The organism is Paenibacillus darwinianus, from assembly GCF_000598065.1.
Classification (GTDB): Bacteria; Bacillota; Bacilli; order Paenibacillales; family Paenibacillaceae; genus Paenibacillus_I; species Paenibacillus_I darwinianus.
Genome location: NZ_KK082115.1, coordinates 23391 through 40790 on the forward strand (window position 1 = coordinate 23391; position 17400 = coordinate 40790).

The 17400-nt window shown below is 55.0% G+C and carries 14 protein-coding genes, 1 pseudogene and 1 riboswitch; of the genes and pseudogenes, 13 read left to right on the forward strand and 2 right to left on the reverse strand.

What is annotated here, in order from left to right; genetic code table 11:
- Together BG52_RS00110 and BG52_RS00115 are read left to right on the forward strand one after the other, a co-directional pair.
- Complete coding sequence (locus BG52_RS00110) at nucleotides 1–1335, forward strand: ABC transporter substrate-binding protein (RefSeq protein WP_036586059.1); 1335 nt, start codon at nucleotides 1–3, stop codon at nucleotides 1333–1335.
- Nucleotides 1336–1463: 128 nt separating this feature from the next.
- On the forward strand, nucleotides 1464–2660 hold the full coding sequence (locus tag BG52_RS00115) for an aminotransferase-like domain-containing protein (protein WP_036586119.1): 1197 nt from the start codon (nucleotides 1464–1466) through the stop codon (nucleotides 2658–2660).
- On the opposite strand, the gene BG52_RS00120 is transcribed toward BG52_RS00115, so the two are convergent.
- Nucleotides 2644–3471 (reverse strand): DUF2161 domain-containing phosphodiesterase, encoded by an 828-nt coding sequence (locus BG52_RS00120; RefSeq protein ID WP_081793417.1) that lies wholly within the window; start codon nucleotides 3469–3471, stop codon nucleotides 2644–2646. The genes BG52_RS00115 and BG52_RS00120 overlap by 17 nt on opposite strands.
- A gap of 290 nt (nucleotides 3472–3761) precedes the next feature.
- Between BG52_RS00120 and BG52_RS00125 the strand changes: the two genes are divergently transcribed.
- The 7 genes from BG52_RS00125 (at nucleotide 3762) to BG52_RS00155 (ending at nucleotide 11043) form a co-directional block, all read left to right on the forward strand.
- Nucleotides 3762–5657 (forward strand): PrkA family serine protein kinase, encoded by a 1896-nt coding sequence (locus BG52_RS00125; protein WP_036586057.1) that lies wholly within the window; start codon nucleotides 3762–3764, stop codon nucleotides 5655–5657.
- A gap of 224 nt (nucleotides 5658–5881) precedes the next feature.
- Nucleotides 5882–5965: riboswitch (cyclic di-GMP riboswitch) on the forward strand.
- 77 nt (nucleotides 5966–6042) lie between these two features.
- A complete protein-coding gene (gene folE / locus BG52_RS00130) occupies nucleotides 6043–6627 on the forward strand; it encodes a GTP cyclohydrolase I FolE (protein WP_190287421.1) in 585 nt (194 codons plus the stop codon).
- 38 nt (nucleotides 6628–6665) lie between these two features.
- Nucleotides 6666–7487, forward strand: a complete 822-nt coding sequence (locus BG52_RS00135) for a 6-carboxytetrahydropterin synthase (RefSeq protein ID WP_036586055.1) — start codon at nucleotides 6666–6668, stop codon at nucleotides 7485–7487.
- On the forward strand, nucleotides 7484–8203 hold the full coding sequence (locus tag BG52_RS00140; protein ID WP_036586053.1) for an SDR family oxidoreductase: 720 nt from the start codon (nucleotides 7484–7486) through the stop codon (nucleotides 8201–8203). Before BG52_RS00135 ends, BG52_RS00140 begins: the two co-directional genes overlap by 4 nt.
- A gap of 124 nt (nucleotides 8204–8327) precedes the next feature.
- On the forward strand, nucleotides 8328–10385 hold the full coding sequence (locus BG52_RS00145; protein WP_036586051.1) for a flagellar assembly protein A: 2058 nt from the start codon (nucleotides 8328–8330) through the stop codon (nucleotides 10383–10385).
- Nucleotides 10386–10399: 14 nt separating this feature from the next.
- Nucleotides 10400–10732, forward strand: coding sequence for an STAS domain-containing protein (locus BG52_RS00150; RefSeq protein WP_036586049.1), 333 nt, complete (start codon nucleotides 10400–10402; stop codon nucleotides 10730–10732).
- Nucleotides 10733–10752: 20 nt separating this feature from the next.
- The gene (locus BG52_RS00155) at nucleotides 10753–11043 is read left to right on the forward strand and encodes a PilZ domain-containing protein (protein WP_036586047.1); all 291 of its coding nucleotides are present in this window, start codon (nucleotides 10753–10755) and stop codon (nucleotides 11041–11043) included.
- Between the two features lie 168 nt (nucleotides 11044–11211).
- Here the strand turns inward: BG52_RS00155 and BG52_RS00160 are convergent, their stop codons facing one another.
- On the reverse strand, nucleotides 11212–13011 hold the full coding sequence (locus BG52_RS00160) for a cache domain-containing sensor histidine kinase (protein WP_036586045.1): 1800 nt from the start codon (nucleotides 13009–13011) through the stop codon (nucleotides 11212–11214).
- Nucleotides 13012–13099: 88 nt separating this feature from the next.
- On the opposite strand from BG52_RS00160, the gene BG52_RS14665 reads away from it, so the two are divergent.
- The 4 genes and pseudogenes from BG52_RS14665 to BG52_RS15760 form a co-directional block, all read left to right on the forward strand.
- Nucleotides 13100–14515 carry a helix-turn-helix domain-containing protein gene (locus BG52_RS14665; RefSeq protein WP_051587590.1) on the forward strand — a complete coding sequence of 472 codons (1416 nt, stop codon included), beginning with the start codon at nucleotides 13100–13102 and terminating at the stop codon, nucleotides 14513–14515.
- A gap of 277 nt (nucleotides 14516–14792) precedes the next feature.
- On the forward strand, nucleotides 14793–16271 hold the full coding sequence (locus BG52_RS00170; RefSeq protein ID WP_051587591.1) for an extracellular solute-binding protein: 1479 nt from the start codon (nucleotides 14793–14795) through the stop codon (nucleotides 16269–16271).
- A 39-nt stretch (nucleotides 16272–16310) separates the two neighbouring features.
- On the forward strand, nucleotides 16311–17162 hold the full coding sequence (locus BG52_RS00175) for a carbohydrate ABC transporter permease (RefSeq protein ID WP_036586043.1): 852 nt from the start codon (nucleotides 16311–16313) through the stop codon (nucleotides 17160–17162).
- 55 nt (nucleotides 17163–17217) lie between these two features.
- A pseudogene (locus BG52_RS15760) lies at nucleotides 17218–17400 on the forward strand (alcohol dehydrogenase); the annotation flags it as partial.

A 17400-nucleotide genomic window follows, 5' to 3' on the forward strand; every position in this document is an offset into this window, starting at 1 on the left:
ATGAAAAAGACGATGCTGTTCATGTTGTCCGTCATACTGGTCGTGGTGCTCGCAGCCTGCGGCGGAAAAGGCAACAATGCCAACACGCCGGGCAACGCCGCTGAACCAGGCACGAATTCCGGAGCGGGCGGAACGAACGGCGCGGAAGCGCCGAAGGAGCCCGTCACGATCAAAATGTTCCAATTTAAGGTTGAAATCGCGGAAGCGCTCGCCAAAATGATCGCGGATTACGAGAAAGAAAATCCGAATGTGAAGATTCAACTCGAAACGGTCGGCGGCGGTGCGGATTACGGCGCGGCGCTGAAGGCGAAGTTCGCCGCGGGCGACGAGCCGGACATTTTCAACAATGGCGGCAACGCAGAGATGGACACCTGGTTGGAGTATCTTGAAGACCTGTCCGATCAGCCTTGGGTCGGCGATGTCGTTGATGCGGCTAAAGACCAAATTACCAAAGACGGCAAAATGTACGGCATGCCGATGAACCTCGAAGGCTACGGTTACATCTACAATAAAGACCTGTTCGCCAAGGCGGGCATCACGGAGCAGCCGAAAACGCTCACCCAACTGAACGAAGCTGCTCAAAAGCTGCAGGACGCGGGCATCACGCCTTTTGCCAACGGCTATCAGGAATGGTGGGTTCTTGGCATTCATAACTTCAACGTGGCGCTTGCGCAGCAGGAAGACCCGACTGCATTCATCGCAAGCATGAACGACGGCATCGGCAAAATTCCAGGCAACCCGATCTTCGAACAATGGGTTAACTTGCTTGACACGACAGTCGAATTCGGCAACAAAAATCCGCTCACGACGGATTACAACACGCAAGTCACGCTGTTTGCGAGCGGTGAAGCGGCTATGATGCAGCAGGGCAACTGGACGCAGGTTCAAATCGACGGCATCAATCCGGATCTGAACCTGGGCGTGCTGCCTATGCCGATCAGCGACGATCCTGCAAAGAACGATAAGCTGTATGCGGGCGTACCGAACAACTGGGTAGTCAACAATAAATCCGCGGTGAAGGAAGAAGCGAAAGCGTTCCTCAACTGGATGGTCAGCACGGAAACGGGTAAGCGTTATGTCGTCGAGGAGTTCAAGTTCATTCCCGCGCTGAAATCGATCGAAGTGAAAGACCAGAAAGTTCTGGGCGATATCGCGAACGAAGTCATCGCTTACAGCAACGCAGGCAATGCCTTGACCTGGAACTGGACCCGCATGCCTGAAGGCGTAACGCAAGAGCTTGGCGCTGCTATGCAATCCTACATTGCCAAGAAGACGACCAAAGAGCAGATGCTCGAAGCGTTCCAGAAATCGTGGGAAAACCTGCGGAAGAAATAAGAACGTCGACAATGTCCCGGCCGCGCAAAAGCGGTTCGGGGCATTTTCTGTTGCCGGGGGACGGGAATCGGCGTAAAATACAAGGATAAGTCATCGAATGAGACGGAAGGCGGGACACGGACATGGACATGGACTACCGATTCTCGAGTCGGGTGAATCAATTGCAATCCTCCGCAGTGCGGGATATTCTTAAGCTGACGCAGGGTCAGGAAATCGTATCGTTTGCGGGCGGGCTGCCCGCGGAGGAGCTGTTTCCGCTCGACGCCGTCCGGCAGGCGGCCGACCGGGTTTTCACAAACGGCAGCGGCTCGCTGCAGTACGGCTTGACGGAGGGCTTTCTCCCGCTGCGCGAGCAGCTGTGCGGGCGGATGGCAAATAAAGGCATGCCGGTATCGCCGGACGAAATGATTCTGACGACAGGCTCCCAGCAGGCGATCGATCTGATCGTGCGCGTGCTGACTGAACCGGGCGATACGGTGCTGGTGGAAAATCCGACGTATTTGGCGAGTCTTCAGGTGTTTGCGATGAACGGCCTGAACGTGGAAGCGGCGGAGAGCGACAATGACGGGATGCTGCTGGACGCGGCGGAGCGCATTTTACGCGAGCGCAAGCCGAAGCTCGTCTATGTCGTGCCGACGTTCGGCAATCCGACCGGGCGCGTATGGAGTCTGGAGCGGCGGACGGGACTGCTTGAGCTTTGCCGGAAATACGGCGTTCCGATTCTTGAGGATGACCCTTACGGCGACATTCGGTTCGATGCGTCCGCGAGCTATCCGACGATTTTCTCCTTGGGCGGCCAGGCCGAGGGGGGCTGCGTGCTTTATACAGGCACCTTCTCGAAAACGGTTGCTCCTGCGCTTCGCACCGGCTGGGCGATCGGTGACAAACGCGTAATTCGCAATATGGCAAAGGTGAAGCAGGCGGCCGATTTGCATTCGAGTACGCTGGATCAGCAGACGCTTAGCGAGCTGCTGCGGCATTTTGCGCTGGACGATCATATTCGACTCATCGCAGATGAATATGGCAAACGGATGCGCCATATGGTGTCGCTGCTCAAGGGCTGCGGCGTACCGGAGTTGAATTGGGCGGAGCCGCAGGGCGGGATGTTCATTTGGTTGGAGCTGCCGGAAGCGCTCGACGCGGAAGCGCTGCTGCGCAGCGCGGTGCAGAAGGGCGTGGCGTTCGTGCCGGGCGTATCGTTCTACGCCGGCGAGCCGAAACGCAACACGGTCCGCATGAACTTCACGTATACGACCGGGCAGCGCATGGAAGCGGGCGTGGCGCGGTTGGCGGAAGCGATCGGGGAGTTTACGGCCCGCAGGTAGGATTGAATGTAGAGGTGCGGAAGGCCTGATCACCGCCGAGCGAACCGCCGCCGACTGGACCACCATCGATTGAACCCCCGTCGGCGGACGCCGGAGCAGGCCGGCTGGCCAGCCAGGCTTCGACGACGTCCGCATAGTCGAGCAGCGCCTGCTCGCCGGTTGGACGAAGGCGGTACAGCCCGCGGCTGACGCGCTCGAACCAGCCGTAATGGTCGGCCCGCAGCATGCGGGCCGCCTGGCCGAAGCCCGTCAGTTCCGCGGTACGGCGCGGCGCTGACGGGCCTTCCTCGCGCAGCACCCAAGCGCAGCGGAGCGCCTTCTCGCGGTAAGAGGTGACGAGCTTGCGCTTCGTGCTGCCACCGACGTTATAGTCGCCGCTCCGTTCCTTGAACTCGTTCAGCAGCCTCGACTGCCGCTTTCGCCGCATGCCGCGAACCGGCGGCTCGCCCGGCTCGCAAAGCACCTCGAGGACCGGCTTTTTCGTTTTGAAGAAAGTGACGGTCATCAGTCCCAGGCCGAGCAGCCGGCACAGCTCCGCCAAGTCGCCGAAACGCTGGTTGACCGCGCCTGTTTTCATCCGGTTCCGCTCAACCGCGAGCATGACCCGGTCCGTCAGACGCAGCCGTTCGACGCCCTGCAAGAGCAGCCCGAGCGTGAACGTTTTTTTCATCTCCACGATAACCGTCGTCTCTCCGCCGGGCAGGACGGCCACCATGTCGCAGTGCAGCACCTCGCTTTTCACCTCGTATCCCCGCTGCTCGAAGAACGATTTGACCGGTTCGTATAGTTCCGTTTCATGTTTGACGGCCAAGCCGGGCTCCCCCTTTCCTGATGACGAATGCCGAAGCGCTGCGAACACTCCGTTTCTGATAGAAGGCATAGTCGAACCCGCCTGCGCTCCTCGCAGGTTCGCGTTGAAGTTTTTCCCATTATAGCATAGGAACGCCTGCCGCCGTCCCGAGAACAAGGTCGCAATTTGATGGAACAAGACATAAAATATGGAGCAATTTCCCGTCCGACTTTGCATAGTTATGTATTACTCGCTTGCGGGAGCTTTGGGCGGTCGCTATAACGGCAACGGAGACAGGGAGGAGGCAGGGCATGGATATATTCAAACGGGTTTCGGAGTACAATGCGGAGAACGAGAGGTTGGTTTGGTCAGGGACGTTCAAGGAGTACATTGCACTGCTCGAGAAAGATCCGACACCGGCAATGACCGCCCATGCGCGCGTCTATGAGATGATCAAGTCTTTCGGGGTAGAGGAAACCGGCGGGCATAAGCGATATAAGTTTTTTGAACGGGAAATTTTCGGGCTGGATCGCTCGGTGGAGAAGCTGGTTGAGGAGTATTTCCACTCGTCGGCCCGCCGGCTGGATGTGCGCAAGCGGATTTTGCTGCTCATGGGGCCTGTCAGCGGCGGCAAATCGACGATCGTGACGCTGCTCAAGCGGGGACTGGAGCTTTTCTCACGGACGGAGCAAGGCGCAGTGTACGCCATTAAGGGGTGTCCGATGCACGAGGAGCCGCTGCACCTTTTTCCGAATGAGCTGCGGCCCGACGTGGAAAAAACGCTTGGCGTACGCATTGAAGGCAACCTTTGCCCTTCCTGCCAAATGCGGCTAAAAACCGAATACGGCGGCAACATCGAGAATGTGATGGTGGAACGGGTCACCATCTCCGAGGACAGCCGGATCGGCATCGGCACGTTCAGCCCGTCGGACCCGAAATCCCAGGACATCGCGGATCTGACAGGCAGCATCGACTTCTCGACGATTACCGAATACGGCTCCGAATCGGATCCGCGCGCATACCGGTTCGACGGCGAGCTGAACAAGGCGAACCGCGGTCTGATGGAGTTCCAGGAAATGCTGAAGTGCGACGAGAAATTTCTGTGGAATTTGCTGTCCCTGACGCAGGAGGGCAACTTTAAAGCGGGCCGCTTCGCCTTGATATCCGCTGACGAGCTGATTATTGCCCACACCAACGAATCCGAGTACAAGTCGTTTATCGCCAACAAGAAGAACGAGGCGCTGCAGTCGCGGATGATCGTCATGCCGATTCCATACAACCTGAAGGTGTCGGAGGAAGAGAAGATTTACAACAAACTGATCGGCCAGAGCGACATGAAGCATATCCATATCGCGCCGCACGCGCTGCGGGCCGCGGCGATCTTCTCGATACTTACCCGGCTCAAGGAAACGAAGAAGCAGGGCATGGATCTGATCAAAAAAATGCGGATGTACGACGGGGAAGAGGTCGAAGGCTACAAGGAAGCCGATCTGAAGGAAATGCAGAACGAATATTTGGAGGAGGGCATGTCGGGCATCGACCCGCGCCATGTCATCAACCGGATTTCAAGCGCCTTGATCAAGCAGGACCTGGCATGCATCAATGCGCTCGATGTGCTGCGGGCATTGAAGGACGGCCTTGACCAGCATCCTTCCATCACCAAGGAGGAGCGCGAGAAATATCTCAATTTCATCTCGTCGGCGCGCAAGGAATACGACAATCTGGCGAAAAAGGAAATACAAAAGGCGTTCGTTTACTCCTTCGAGGAGTCTGCCCGCACGCTGTTCGAGAACTATCTGGACAACATTGAAGCGTACTGCAACTGGAACAAAATCAAGGATCCGCTGACCGGCGAGGAGCTCGATCCGGACGAGAGGCTGATGCGTTCGATCGAGGAGCAAATCGGCATATCGGAGAATGCGAAAAAAGCGTTCCGCGAAGAGATTCTGATCCGCATCTCCTCGTACTCGCGCAAAGGAAAAAAATTCGATTATGCGAGCCACGAGCGGCTGCGGGAAGCGGTGGAGAAAAAGCTGTTCACCGACCTGAAGGACATCGTCAAAATCACGACCTCCACCAAAACGCCGGATGAGCTGCAGCTGAAGCGGATCAACGAAGTGACCAAACGGCTGATCGACGAGCATGGCTATTGCCCCGTGTGCGCCAACGAGCTGATGCGGTATGTCGGCAGCCTGCTGAACAGGTAACGGATTGGCGGCGGTCTAACCCGGCTCGATCGGCAAGCGCATAAACCGTCAGGGCTGCCTGACGGTTTATCGCAATGCGCACCGCGCAAAGTCAATGTAGGACCGCGGAATTAATTTTCGGTTGCAAGTCGAATTTTGTCGTGTATAATTTATCATACATAGAACATTCAGGATATTGTAGTAGGAATAAAGACCAGACAACTAACCGCCTAGCACTGTTTTTCTTAACGAAACGGCAAATCCACCGAAAGATGGAGGCGCAAAGCCACGGGCCTAAGGCGAAATGCTATGGCAGCCGGGTTGCCGAATTAGGAACGGATCTGCAAAGACAAATCCAGTCCTTTATTCGGGCTGGATTTTTTTTATCTTACTGGGAGGGACATCGATGAAACCGCTAGTTAAAACGAGATTGGCCGGCAGCGATCCGCTCGAAATGAGCATTCGAACCATTCTGGAGGAGATCGGAGAAAATCCGAACCGGGAAGGCCTTCTGGATACGCCCAAACGCGTCGCCAAAATGTACCGCGAGGTTTTCGCGAATGTCGGAGTCGATCCCGCAACGGCATTGACGACAACCTTTGAAGAGGAGTACGACGGGATCATAACCGTCAAAGATATCGCTTATTACACGTTCTGCGAGCACCACCTGATCCCGTTCTACGGACAAGCTCATATCGGCTATATGCCGGAGGGACGAATCGTCGGATTAAGCAAATTCGCGAGGCTGGTAGAGCTCGTCTCCGGGCGGCCGCAGGTCCAGGAGAGAATGACCCAGCAAATTGCAGCTGCGGTTGTCGACGTGCTGAAACCGAAGGGCGTCATCGTTACGGTTGAAGGAACGCATCTGTGCATGTGCGCGCGCGGCGTGAAAAAACCGGGCACCTCGACGGTAACGACGGTGAAGAAAGGCATATTCGCCGACAACGTGGCCTTGTGCGAGGAATTTGACCGTTCGATTTCAAGGAAATAGACATGTCCGTTCCAATCGGAGGCGGGGGGAGGTCCCATATGCTTTTCATATCAAGAAGAATCGATTTTTCCGCGACCCACGTCTATCGGGTTTCGTCCTGGAGCGAAGCGGAAAACAAGCGGGTATTCGGGCTTTGCAGCAACCCGAACGGCCATGGCCATGATTACCGGCTCGAGGTGGTGGTCAAAGGCGCTTTGAACGAAAAATCCGGCATTGTGGTGAATACGACCGATATTAAGCATATCGTCGGTTCGTTTGTGGAAGACGAGCTCGACGGCAAATTTCTGGACAGGCAGCATCCTTACTTCGTGACCCATATGCCGACGACGGAAAATCTGGCCGGCTATATTTGGCAGTCCCTTGAAAACCGCTTTGAAAATTGCGAGCTTCACCGGATTCGACTGTATGAAAACCATTATTTGAGCGCGGAAAAGGAGAAGGCTGCTTTGACACGGCTTACGCGAAAATACCACTTTTGTGCGGCTCACCGGTTGCACAGCGACCAGTTGTCCGCGGAGGAAAATTTGGAGTTGTTCGGCAAATGCAACAACCCGCACGGACACGGGCACAATTACTACCTTGATGTGACGGTCCATGGGGAGCCCGATCCGGTTACCGGCATGATCGTCAATCTGGCCGAGCTCGATGAAATCGTGCAGAAGCAGGTGCTTGACAAGGTCGATCATAAGCATCTGAACCTGGACACTGCGGAATTCAAGGACCTGAATCCGACGTCGGAGGCGGTGGCGATGGTTATCTACAATATGCTTCATCCCCATCTTCCGGAGCTGCATAAAATCGGGCTATGGGAAACCGAAAAAAATTATTTTGAGTACCGCGGTGCCGGAGAGCTGTCATGATCGATTTCGGGCAGCTGAAAGGGAAAACGATCGCCATCACCGGGGCGTCCCGCGGCATCGGCAAAGAAACGGCGCGATTGTTGGCAGGTCTGGGAGCAAATCTGGCGCTCGGGGCAAGAAATACGGACGAATTGGATGAGGCCGCGTCACAGCTGGATACGGAGGTTCTAACGCTGCCGCTTGACGTGACCGATGAGGAATCGGTGCGGAGCTTTGCGGAGGAAGCTGTCTCAAAATTCAAAAAAATAGACGGACTGATCAACAGCGCCGGCACAGGCGTATTCGAGTCCCTGATCACGATGGCGGCCGACGATTTCGACCGTATGATCGCCGTTAACCTTACAGGCACGTTCTTGAGCTGTAAATGGTTCGGTCAGCACATGGTACGCAACGGGGCCGGCAAAATGATCAATGTCGTTTCGATCGCCGGTACGACCGCGCTGCCGGGCTGCGGCGGTTACTCCGCCTCGAAATTCGGCGTGCTGGGGCTGACAAGGGTGCTGCAGGCCGAGTTGCGGGACAAGGGCATACAGGTGACGGCGGTTTTGCCGGGAGCGGCGGCCACTTCATTCTGGAACGGGATCGACCCGAAACCCGACATGTCGAAAATGATTCCCGTCGAATCGCTGGCCAAACATCTGGTTTATCTTCTGTGCCAGCCTGCAGGCAGCGTAGTGGATGAAATCACGATAATGCCTCCGCTAGGTATCTTGTAAGGGGAGGAAGCTGAATCGCAACCGAACAGATGACATTACGAGGGTGACTCTGAAAGCAGGGGCTGCGAAAATGCCAAGATCACCGTTTTAACGTCCCTGTCATCGCCTGAGGAGGTTGGTTAGCTTGAAAGCACAAGGAAAAAGCATCATATCGAAAGGGAAAAACGTCAAGGAAGCGGTCATGATCGCTTTGGATTTATTAAATGAAAAGCTTGACGCCGTAGATGTGGTGGTGATGGAAAACGGGTCGAAGGGGATTTTGGGGCTCGGCTCAAAGCTGGCGGTTGTGCGGGTGACGGTGATAGGGAGAACGGCTGAACCTGTGGCCGACCTTGAGGCGGCCGTCGAATCGATGGAATTGCCGGAGCTTGCCGATGCTCCCATGGGGAGCGAGAATAAGCGGACCTTCGAAGACGAGAGCCTGTCCGGCAAAGCATGGATTCGAAACGGACAAATCAATTGCAAAGAGGCGCCCGACAAATATCCGATGGTCAAGCCGTGCGACAAGGTGCAATTGTATAAAAATAACGAGCTTGTGAAGAACGCGGTGCTCATTCGCGAAACCGATCATCTGACGGTGGACATTCAGGATGAGATCCGGGAGCCCGTCTGGGAACTGGAAATACGGCCGGGGAAAATGTCAGCCGTGTTGAAAATCGTACCGGGCTTCCGCATCCGGCGCAAAATAAAAGACAAGGCGCCGGACACCTGCGTTCAGATCGAGGTAGAGGAAAAAAAGATTCCGCTCGTTATCGAAACCGAGCCGCTGCTTGAAAAGCTGCGCGAACTGGGCATTGTCCACGGTGTCGACTATACCGAGATTGCCCGCGCTTGCACAACTGACGAGGCGGGAACGTTCGTCATCGCCGTAGGAACGCCTCCGTCCCCGGGCAAAAACGGGTACTTCCTGCCGCTGCAGGAGCTTGAAGTGAAAAAGGGGTTGAAGGAGCGATCCGACGGCTCGATCGATTACCGGGAGCTTCAGCAGTTTCCATCCGTTGAGCCGGGACAGGTATTGGGAACGGTCCGGCCGCCGGTGCCGGGCGTGCCCGGGTCGACGGTGACCGGCGAAGCCGTTTATCCGCCGGAAGCGCTGCCCCTTGCACTTCTAGCCGGCAAAGGTATCATTGCGGTAGAGGATGCGGGGGGCACCCGAATAATCGCGACCGAAGCGGGACACCCGGACGTTAAACTGAAAGGGAGATCGGCCCAAATATCGATTGTGACGATGCTTAGGATCGGCAAGGACGTCGACCTTCAGCTCGGCAATGTGCATTACGCGGGCGACGTGGAAATTGTCGGTTCGGTGCAGGACGGGATGCTGGTCGAAGCGCAAGGGAACATCATGGTTTACGGGAATATCAATATGGCCAAGGTGAGCGCGGGCAGCTCTGTCATCGTGAGGCACAATATTGTGACAAGCGAGGTTACCGCCGGCAAAAGCAGCTTTTTGAAAGCGGAAATTCACCAGCTGCTGAGCCGGTTTGTGCAGCAAATGAGACTGATGGAGGCGGCGATTCAGCAGCTTTCCACCGTCCCGGCGTTCAAGGCATCGTCTTTCACGCGGACAGGGCTCGGGCCCCTGATTAAAATTTTATGCGACGGCAAGTTCAAGTCGTTTCCGGCTTTGACCCAGTCATTGATTCATAAAATTGAGAGCGGCCAGGATGTGCTGGAGAAGGAGTGGAAGGATTTTGCCCAACGATTGCACAAAGGCTTTATCATGAGCCATGCTTCGGAATTCAAATCGGTGGAAGATATCGTACAGACGATTCAGATGGCCGAACAGTTCCTGGCGGATACAAGCGATGAGGAGCAGGGCGCCGGTTGCTTCATCAAAGCGGGGGGCGTTCATAACAGCCGGTTGTACTCCAGCGGCGATATCACGATTTCCGCGCAAGGCATCTATCAATCGATCATTCGGTCCGGCGGACACGTCGAGGTGGAGGGATCTGTGCGCGGAGGAGAAATATACGCTTCAAAAAGCGTGAAAATAGGAGAAACCGGGACCAAGGGAGGAGCACCCACCAAGATCGTTGTCCCCAAAGGGGAAACCATTAAAATCAACGATGCCATGGAAGAAACCGTTGTTCAGGTAGGCGCCCGGATATACAAATTCGACGTTCGATCTTCCAATGTGTACGCAAGACTGGATTCAGATGGGGAACTGCTACTTTACTGAGAGGAATGAACCGGATGTTCCGTTATAAAATCGTTGATGAGGAAACAAGGACCGTCGTCTTCCTGCAAGGGGATATGGACATCGATGTCACGGAGACGATCGAGGAGGAAGTCATGCCGGCGTTGACGTACCGCAAAGAAGTTCACCTCGATTTCGCAGAGGTTCAGTTTGTAGACTCCTCCGGCATCGGACTGTTGATTTCGCTCGTTCAGCATTTGACGGAGCAGGGAATAAAGACACGGATTATTCATCTGAATGCGGAAGTGAAGCAGGTGTTTGAGCTGCTGCAGCTGCCGGATATTTTGGGGCATGACGTGATGAGCGATTTTGAGGGCGGCGCATCATAAAAGGAACAGGGGGAGCCGGCATGGAGCTGGAGAACCGCAAATATCAAGGCACCCGAACGGAGCCGTTGGAGATCGTGATCGAAGAGATGGAAGGCAGCGAGGACAAATACGAAAATGTCCGCGTCGTGATTGAAGAGGTCAGCTTTGAGGGGGTGAGATTTACGGCCGACGTTGAATTTCGGAAGGACGAGGAGATTCATTTTCGTCTTCCCAGCATTAACGTCGAATCCCTCGTTGCCGGCCGAATCGTCTGGAAAAAGGAATTGGAAACCAAGCAGTATCAATACGGCCTTCATATCCTGAGCGAGTAAACGCGCCGCAGGGGTAATGGGTTTACGGCGGCTTACTGCGCACTTTGTTGAAGCTGCTGGGCGTTCTGCTGTGTACTGTTTTGCGCATTTTGCTGATTATTCATCGTGAATATCCCTCGTGGCTGATGGATGTTCGTACCCCACTAAGGTGAAACAAAACGCGGAATTTTATACAAGCGGCAGTTCGATCCGAATTCGGGTTCCGCGTTCCGGCTCCGTGCGGATCTGAAACCGGACCCGCTCGCCGTAGGCAAGCAGGAAACGGCGGTACACGTTGAGAATACCCGTATGATTGCGGAAAAACGGATCGACTTGCTCGGTCCTGGAATCGATCAGCCGGTTCAACTTGTCCATCACATCGTCGGGCATGGACATCCCGGTGTCGTGGACCTCGATCAGCAGCATATCCTCCTGGCGGTGGGCCATGACGGTTAAGGTGAACGCACCGGGATTCATATGGGGGCTCCAGCCATATTTGATCGCGTTCTCCACAAACGGCTGGATGCTGAGCTTCATGATCGGGATGTCGAGCGCGGCCGGATCGACCTCAAATACCGCATCCACATCCGTACCGTTCCGGTAATAATGGATCGTCAGGAAATTACGGATGTAGGCCAGCTCTTCCTTCAGCGGGGCCCGCCCGCCGTCGTTTCTTACACTGTACCGCATCATGCGCGATACCGATTGCACCATCTCCCCGACCGCTTCCCCGTTATTTTTGCCGGCATAGGATTCGATCGTCTCCAGTGTATTGAACAGAAAATGCGGGTTGATCTGGGCCTGAAGCTGGAGCAGCTCGCGTTCTTTCTCCTTCAGCTTCGATTGGACAACTTCCTGCTCCATCCGCTTCAGCTCGTTCAGCATTTGATTATAGCCGTGAATCAGAAATCCGATCTCGTCGTTGTTGGACGGTTCGCTGATCGGATGGTATGAGCCTCGTCCTAGACGTGCCATTCCCTGTTTGAGCTTGGAAAGCGGGCGGAGGACGATGTTCATCATGGGATAGGCTACGAACAGGGATATGGAGAAGCTTGCGACCGCAATAAGCAGCGTCAGGCTGGTGGATTGCGCAGCGCCCTTCGTCATGCTGCTCAGCGGGGCGATCCATACGAGCTTCCAATCGCCGTAAGGCAAATCGGAATAGGTGACCTCGTACCGGACCGCGTCCGAAGTGAACATGAATTCACGATTATTGCGCGGGCCCAAATGAAGCGCATTCCTGAAGTCCCGCAGCAGGAGGTCCTCCATGTTCACATTGGACACTGCGGCGTTATTGGAATCATGATATAGTAGAAGATGCCCCTCCTGCTCATACTCCGGTCCGCTGAGCAGGCTTTTGATTTTATCCTCGCTGATTTCAATCGAGAACCAGGCGCCGATGCTGCCGGTCCGCAGATTGTAGACGGGACGCATGAAAGAGAACACCGTTTCCTTCGTATCCAGCGCATAATTAAGGGGATGGGGGGCGCTCAGCGTCGTCTCGTTCAGACGATCCATATTGCCGTACAAGCGGTCGCTGGCGAGCGGATAATTGAAATCGAATCTTTTCTGGTATGAATCGAAATACGTTTTGCCAAGTTTGTCCATGTAGAGAACGCCCAGAATTTCATTGCGCTCCTGCAGCGACTGCCGCTGGATCGGCTGATAATCGATCGTATAACCCGCTTGCGCAACCAGATCGTCGGGCGGCGTCTCCATAAATCGTTGAAACGCGGAATTGGTGAACAGCGAATCGAAAGAATCGCTGACATCCTGAAGATAGGCGGTAAGGTCCTTGGACACCGATTGCACATATTGAGAGGAGATTGAAGACGAGTATTCGGTGCCCGAACGGAACATGAAATACTGTGAGCTGTAGCTCACAATTGCGGTAGGGACAATTGAAATCGCTACCAGAATAACAAATAATTTATGCTTGAGCGACAGATACACCAGTATCCGTTTCAGGGAAAGCAGGAGCGACTTCATGCCGGGGTGACCTCCTCATATAGGTGCGCTGCTTGAAGCAATGTATTCAACATTCCGTGACGGAATCCTTGCAAGGAGCTGACGAACGATGAAAATCTGCGTCGCAGACGATGAAAAGGAAGTAAGGGAAAGCATCATTCATAAGCTGAGGGCCTTGTACCCGCAAGATGAAATCTACGATGTGGAATTCGGGCGCAAGGCGCTGCGGCAAATCGCCGCGGTCAATCCCGATCTCGTTTTTCTCGATATCCGGATGCCGGAAATGGACGGGCTCGATATTTTGCAGTCGATCAAGCAACGCAGGCCTTCCATACAGGCGGCGATGCTGTCTGGTTATGACGATTTCGTGTATGCGAGAAAGTCGCTCCATCTGGGCGCGATCGATTATTTGCTGAAGCCGGCGGACCGGGAGGAGCTGCGAGCGGTCGTCGAACGGGTCAAATCGGAAACGGACAAGGCGTTCGGCAAGGAAATCGACATTCATCTGGGAAGGCTTTCCGCCAAGTATGTATTCATCGATACGCTGCGCTATTTTAACACAAGCCTGTGGTTCGATGAAAGAAGGGAAAAAACGGTCCTGTTCGGACACGCCGGGAGCTTGCACCGGCAGCTTGAGGAGACCCCGAAGGATACCGTGTTTACTTTTTGCGTCAATCACGACTATGAAGGAGCGGTAGTCGTCCGCCAGCCGGTGCACCGGGGGCCTTTTTTTCAGCTTGTGGAACATTTCGTGCCGGCGGTGCTGGAGGGCATCGACAGATGGGAGAGCGAGCGCTTTTTCGGCAGACCGCCGGAAGGGAGAAGCCATGCAAATACCCGGAGGACAGCCGGTCGGCGGGCCGCCCAGCTGCGCCGTCAGATTATGGCCACCGCACGGACGGGCAGCCATCAGCGTCTGGAGCAATCCTTGAATGAATGGCTGGAATGCTTGTATGGCCTCGATTTGTCGATGCTAAGAAAGGAATGCGTCAACCTGATGGCGTTGCTGGATGAAGGGCTGGCCGGCGGCGGCGAAGTCATTGTGCTCGAGGAGGAGAAAATCCATTACTGGACGCAATGGGTGAGCAAGCACCGGACCTGGGGCGAATTAAGCGGCAAAATCCGCAAGTTTGTGCTCGACGGCATCAGGGCTTTGACGCAGCCGGAAAGCCAGTCGCATACAGGCTGGTTTCAGCAGGCGCTGCATATGCTCGACACCTCGGCCGATCCGAATCTGAGCCTCGAGCTGGTGGCTGAGGCGGTAGGCGTTCATTCCGTCACATTAAGCCGTATTTTCAAGCAGCAGACGGGCATGAACTTTGTCCGGTATTTGGTGCGGAACCGGCTGCGCCTCGCGCAAAAGCTGCTGCTGAACTCGGAGAAAAATATTAACGATATCGCGGAAGAGGTCGGATACGTCGATTACCGATATTTCCGCACGCTCTTCAAAAAGGAGTTCGGCATGACGCCGTCCGAATACCGGAGAAGCAACGGGATCGCAGGCGGCGTAGACGAGGTGGATTGATGCGGGTGCTTTCAACCGGCGCGTCGGAAAATAGCAACGGAAACAACCGTTAACGCAAAGTTGACGGTTTTTTTATATTTAGTTGATTATTGGAAAAAATAATCGATCCAGACAGCGGTTACCGTGCCAATCTAAATCATTTGGCCGTTAACGTTAAAAAATTCTCTACCTCGCGTTAAATTATTCCGCTGTGAACCGTATGAGCTAACTTTTATAATCATTCTATAGGCGCTTACAAAGACGACGCCGATCATAAAACATTTTGGGGGATGAAGCAATGCGCGTGCTAAAAGGGTGTATGATCCTCGTTCTGGTTTTGATCATCGGCATGACGACCGCATGCTCGACCAATAACGGGAAAACGAATTCCCAAGGCTCCGCGAATACCGCCGATACCGGCGGCGCCGGAAACGCCAGTGGCGCTGCGGAGAAGCCGAAGGAGCTGAGAATCCTGTATGCGACGGCCGAGGCCGGCTCCGAAGCGATTCTGGATGCGGTGAAGAAATACGAGACTGAGTTCGGCATCAAGGTGTCCGTGGACACGTTCCCTTATAACAATCTGCAGGAGAAAGTATTTTCCGAGCTGGCGCAAAAAAGCGACTACTACGACCTGATGGCGATCGATACGCCTTGGGTGCCGCAGCTGATCCAGCATCTGGAGCCGCTTTCATCCTACATGAGCGCCACGAAAAACCCGGATCTGCTGGCGCTGGACGACTACATCGCCAAAGTGTTCCTTGACACGTCGGTGTTCAAGCTGGACGCGCCGAACGAGCAGCCGCCGGCAATGAACACCATCTCGCTCGATGCGATTACAGGCGCAGGCTTCGAGGCGGTCGGGCTTCCGATCCAGTCGAATGCGCTGACGGTCAGCTACCGTAAGGATTTGTTCGAGGACCCAGCCAACCAGGCCGCGTTCAAGGAGCAATTCGGCCGTGAGCTTGCGGTGCCGAATACGCTGGATGAATACCTCGACGTCGCCAAGTTTTTTACCCGCGATACGGACAACGACGGCAAGATCGATATGTACGGGACGACGCTGATGGCGAAAAAGCATGAAGCGGGCTTCGTCGATTTCAAGTCGTTCCTGAGCGATTTCGGCGGTTCCATTTTCGACGCGAACATGAAGCCGATGTTCAATAACGAGCAAGGCGTTAAAGCTCTGGAGCTGTACGGCAGCTGGATTAACGAGTACAAGGTGACGCCTCCGGGAACGACGACCTATACGTGGGATGAAGTCGCAACCGTTTTTGGCTCCGGTCAAGTCGCAATGGGCATGAACTACCACGATATGCAGCTTGATCCGAAGGTGAACGGCAAGACCGGATACTTCCTGTTCCCCGGCCGCGAGGACGGCAGCGGCAATGTCCGCGGCCCGCATTTCGGTTCGTGGGAGCTGTCAGTCAGCAAATACTCGAACAACAAACAGGCTGCATACGATCTGGCGGAGTGGCTGACCAGCCCTGCGACGCAGGAAGGCTACATTCCGTTCAAGCAGCACGTCACTCGGCTTTCAAGCTACAAGGCGGCCCAAGCCATTGAAGACGAAACGGTCAGAGAATTTTATCAAGTGCTGGGCGAGTCGCTGAAGGTCGGCGTCGGCCGTCCGAGAATTACGAATTACGGTCAAGTATCCGAAGCCGTGCAGGTCGGGATGAACGATTATCTCACCGGCCGCAAAGGGGCCAAGGAAGCGCTGGACAGCGCCGCCAAGCAGGTCGAGGCCATTATGGAGCAGGCGGGGTACTACAAGTAATATGTAAGCTCACGTCTCATAAGCATAAGGATGATCGCCATGCACGCAGCTTATAGGAAGACGAACAAAACGCTCATTTCCGCCCTGTTGAACATCGTCATGTATGCCGCGTTGTTCGTGGCGCTATTTCCCGTACTCTGGATGGTCATGACCTCCTTCAAGACGTCATGGGACGCGCAGGCTTTGCCTCCGATCTGGTTTTTTGCGCCGGTGATGGAGAACTACGTGAATCTTTTCAACGGGGGGAGCAGCTCGGGCGATTTCAAGGTGCTGCTCACCAACAGCACGATTGTAGCGCTGTCCTCGACGATTCTGTCCGTCGTGTGCGGTGCGCTGGCTTCCTACTCGTTATCACGGTTCAAGACAAAGCGAGGCAAGGATATCGCGATGTGGATTCTGTCCACCCGGATGTTTCCCCCGGCGGCAACGCTAATACCTGTTTTCATGATGATGAATGGGCTGCGCCTGATGGATACGTATGCGGCGCTCATCATCCCGTATACGGCGTTCAACCTGTCGTTCGTCGTATGGATGCTGAAAGGGTTCTTCGATGAAATTCCGAAGGATCTGGAAGAGTCCGCGATGGTTGACGGCTGCACGAGGTTTCAAGCTTTTCGCCGGATTATTCTCCCGCTTGTAGCTCCGGGCCTCGCGGCAACGGCCATTATCTGCCTGATGTTCAGTTGGAACGAATTTATGTTTGCCCTTGTGCTGACGCGCAACGAGGTCGTCACGGCCCCGATTATCGCCAACCAGTTCGTGACGATGTACGGCATACAATGGGGCGAATTGACCGCAGCCTCCACGCTGATGACGGCGCCCGTCCTTATTTTCGCCATTCTGGTCCGCAACCACATGATCAAGGGCTTGACGTTCGGATCGGTGAAATGAGCGGCGTGGCGGATGGCCGCATCGGGTCAAGATCAATGGACAGGAGAGAGCGACGATGAGAGCAGTCATACTGCCCGGAAACAAAGAGGTGCATGTCGTTGACCGGCAGAAGCCGGCGCCGAAGGAAGGAGAGGTGCTCATCCGCCTGCGGGTTTCCGCGATTTGCCGAAGCGACATGAGTCTGTATAACGGAACGCCGATCGTCGGCGGCAATGCCGCCAAGACGGGCTACATCATT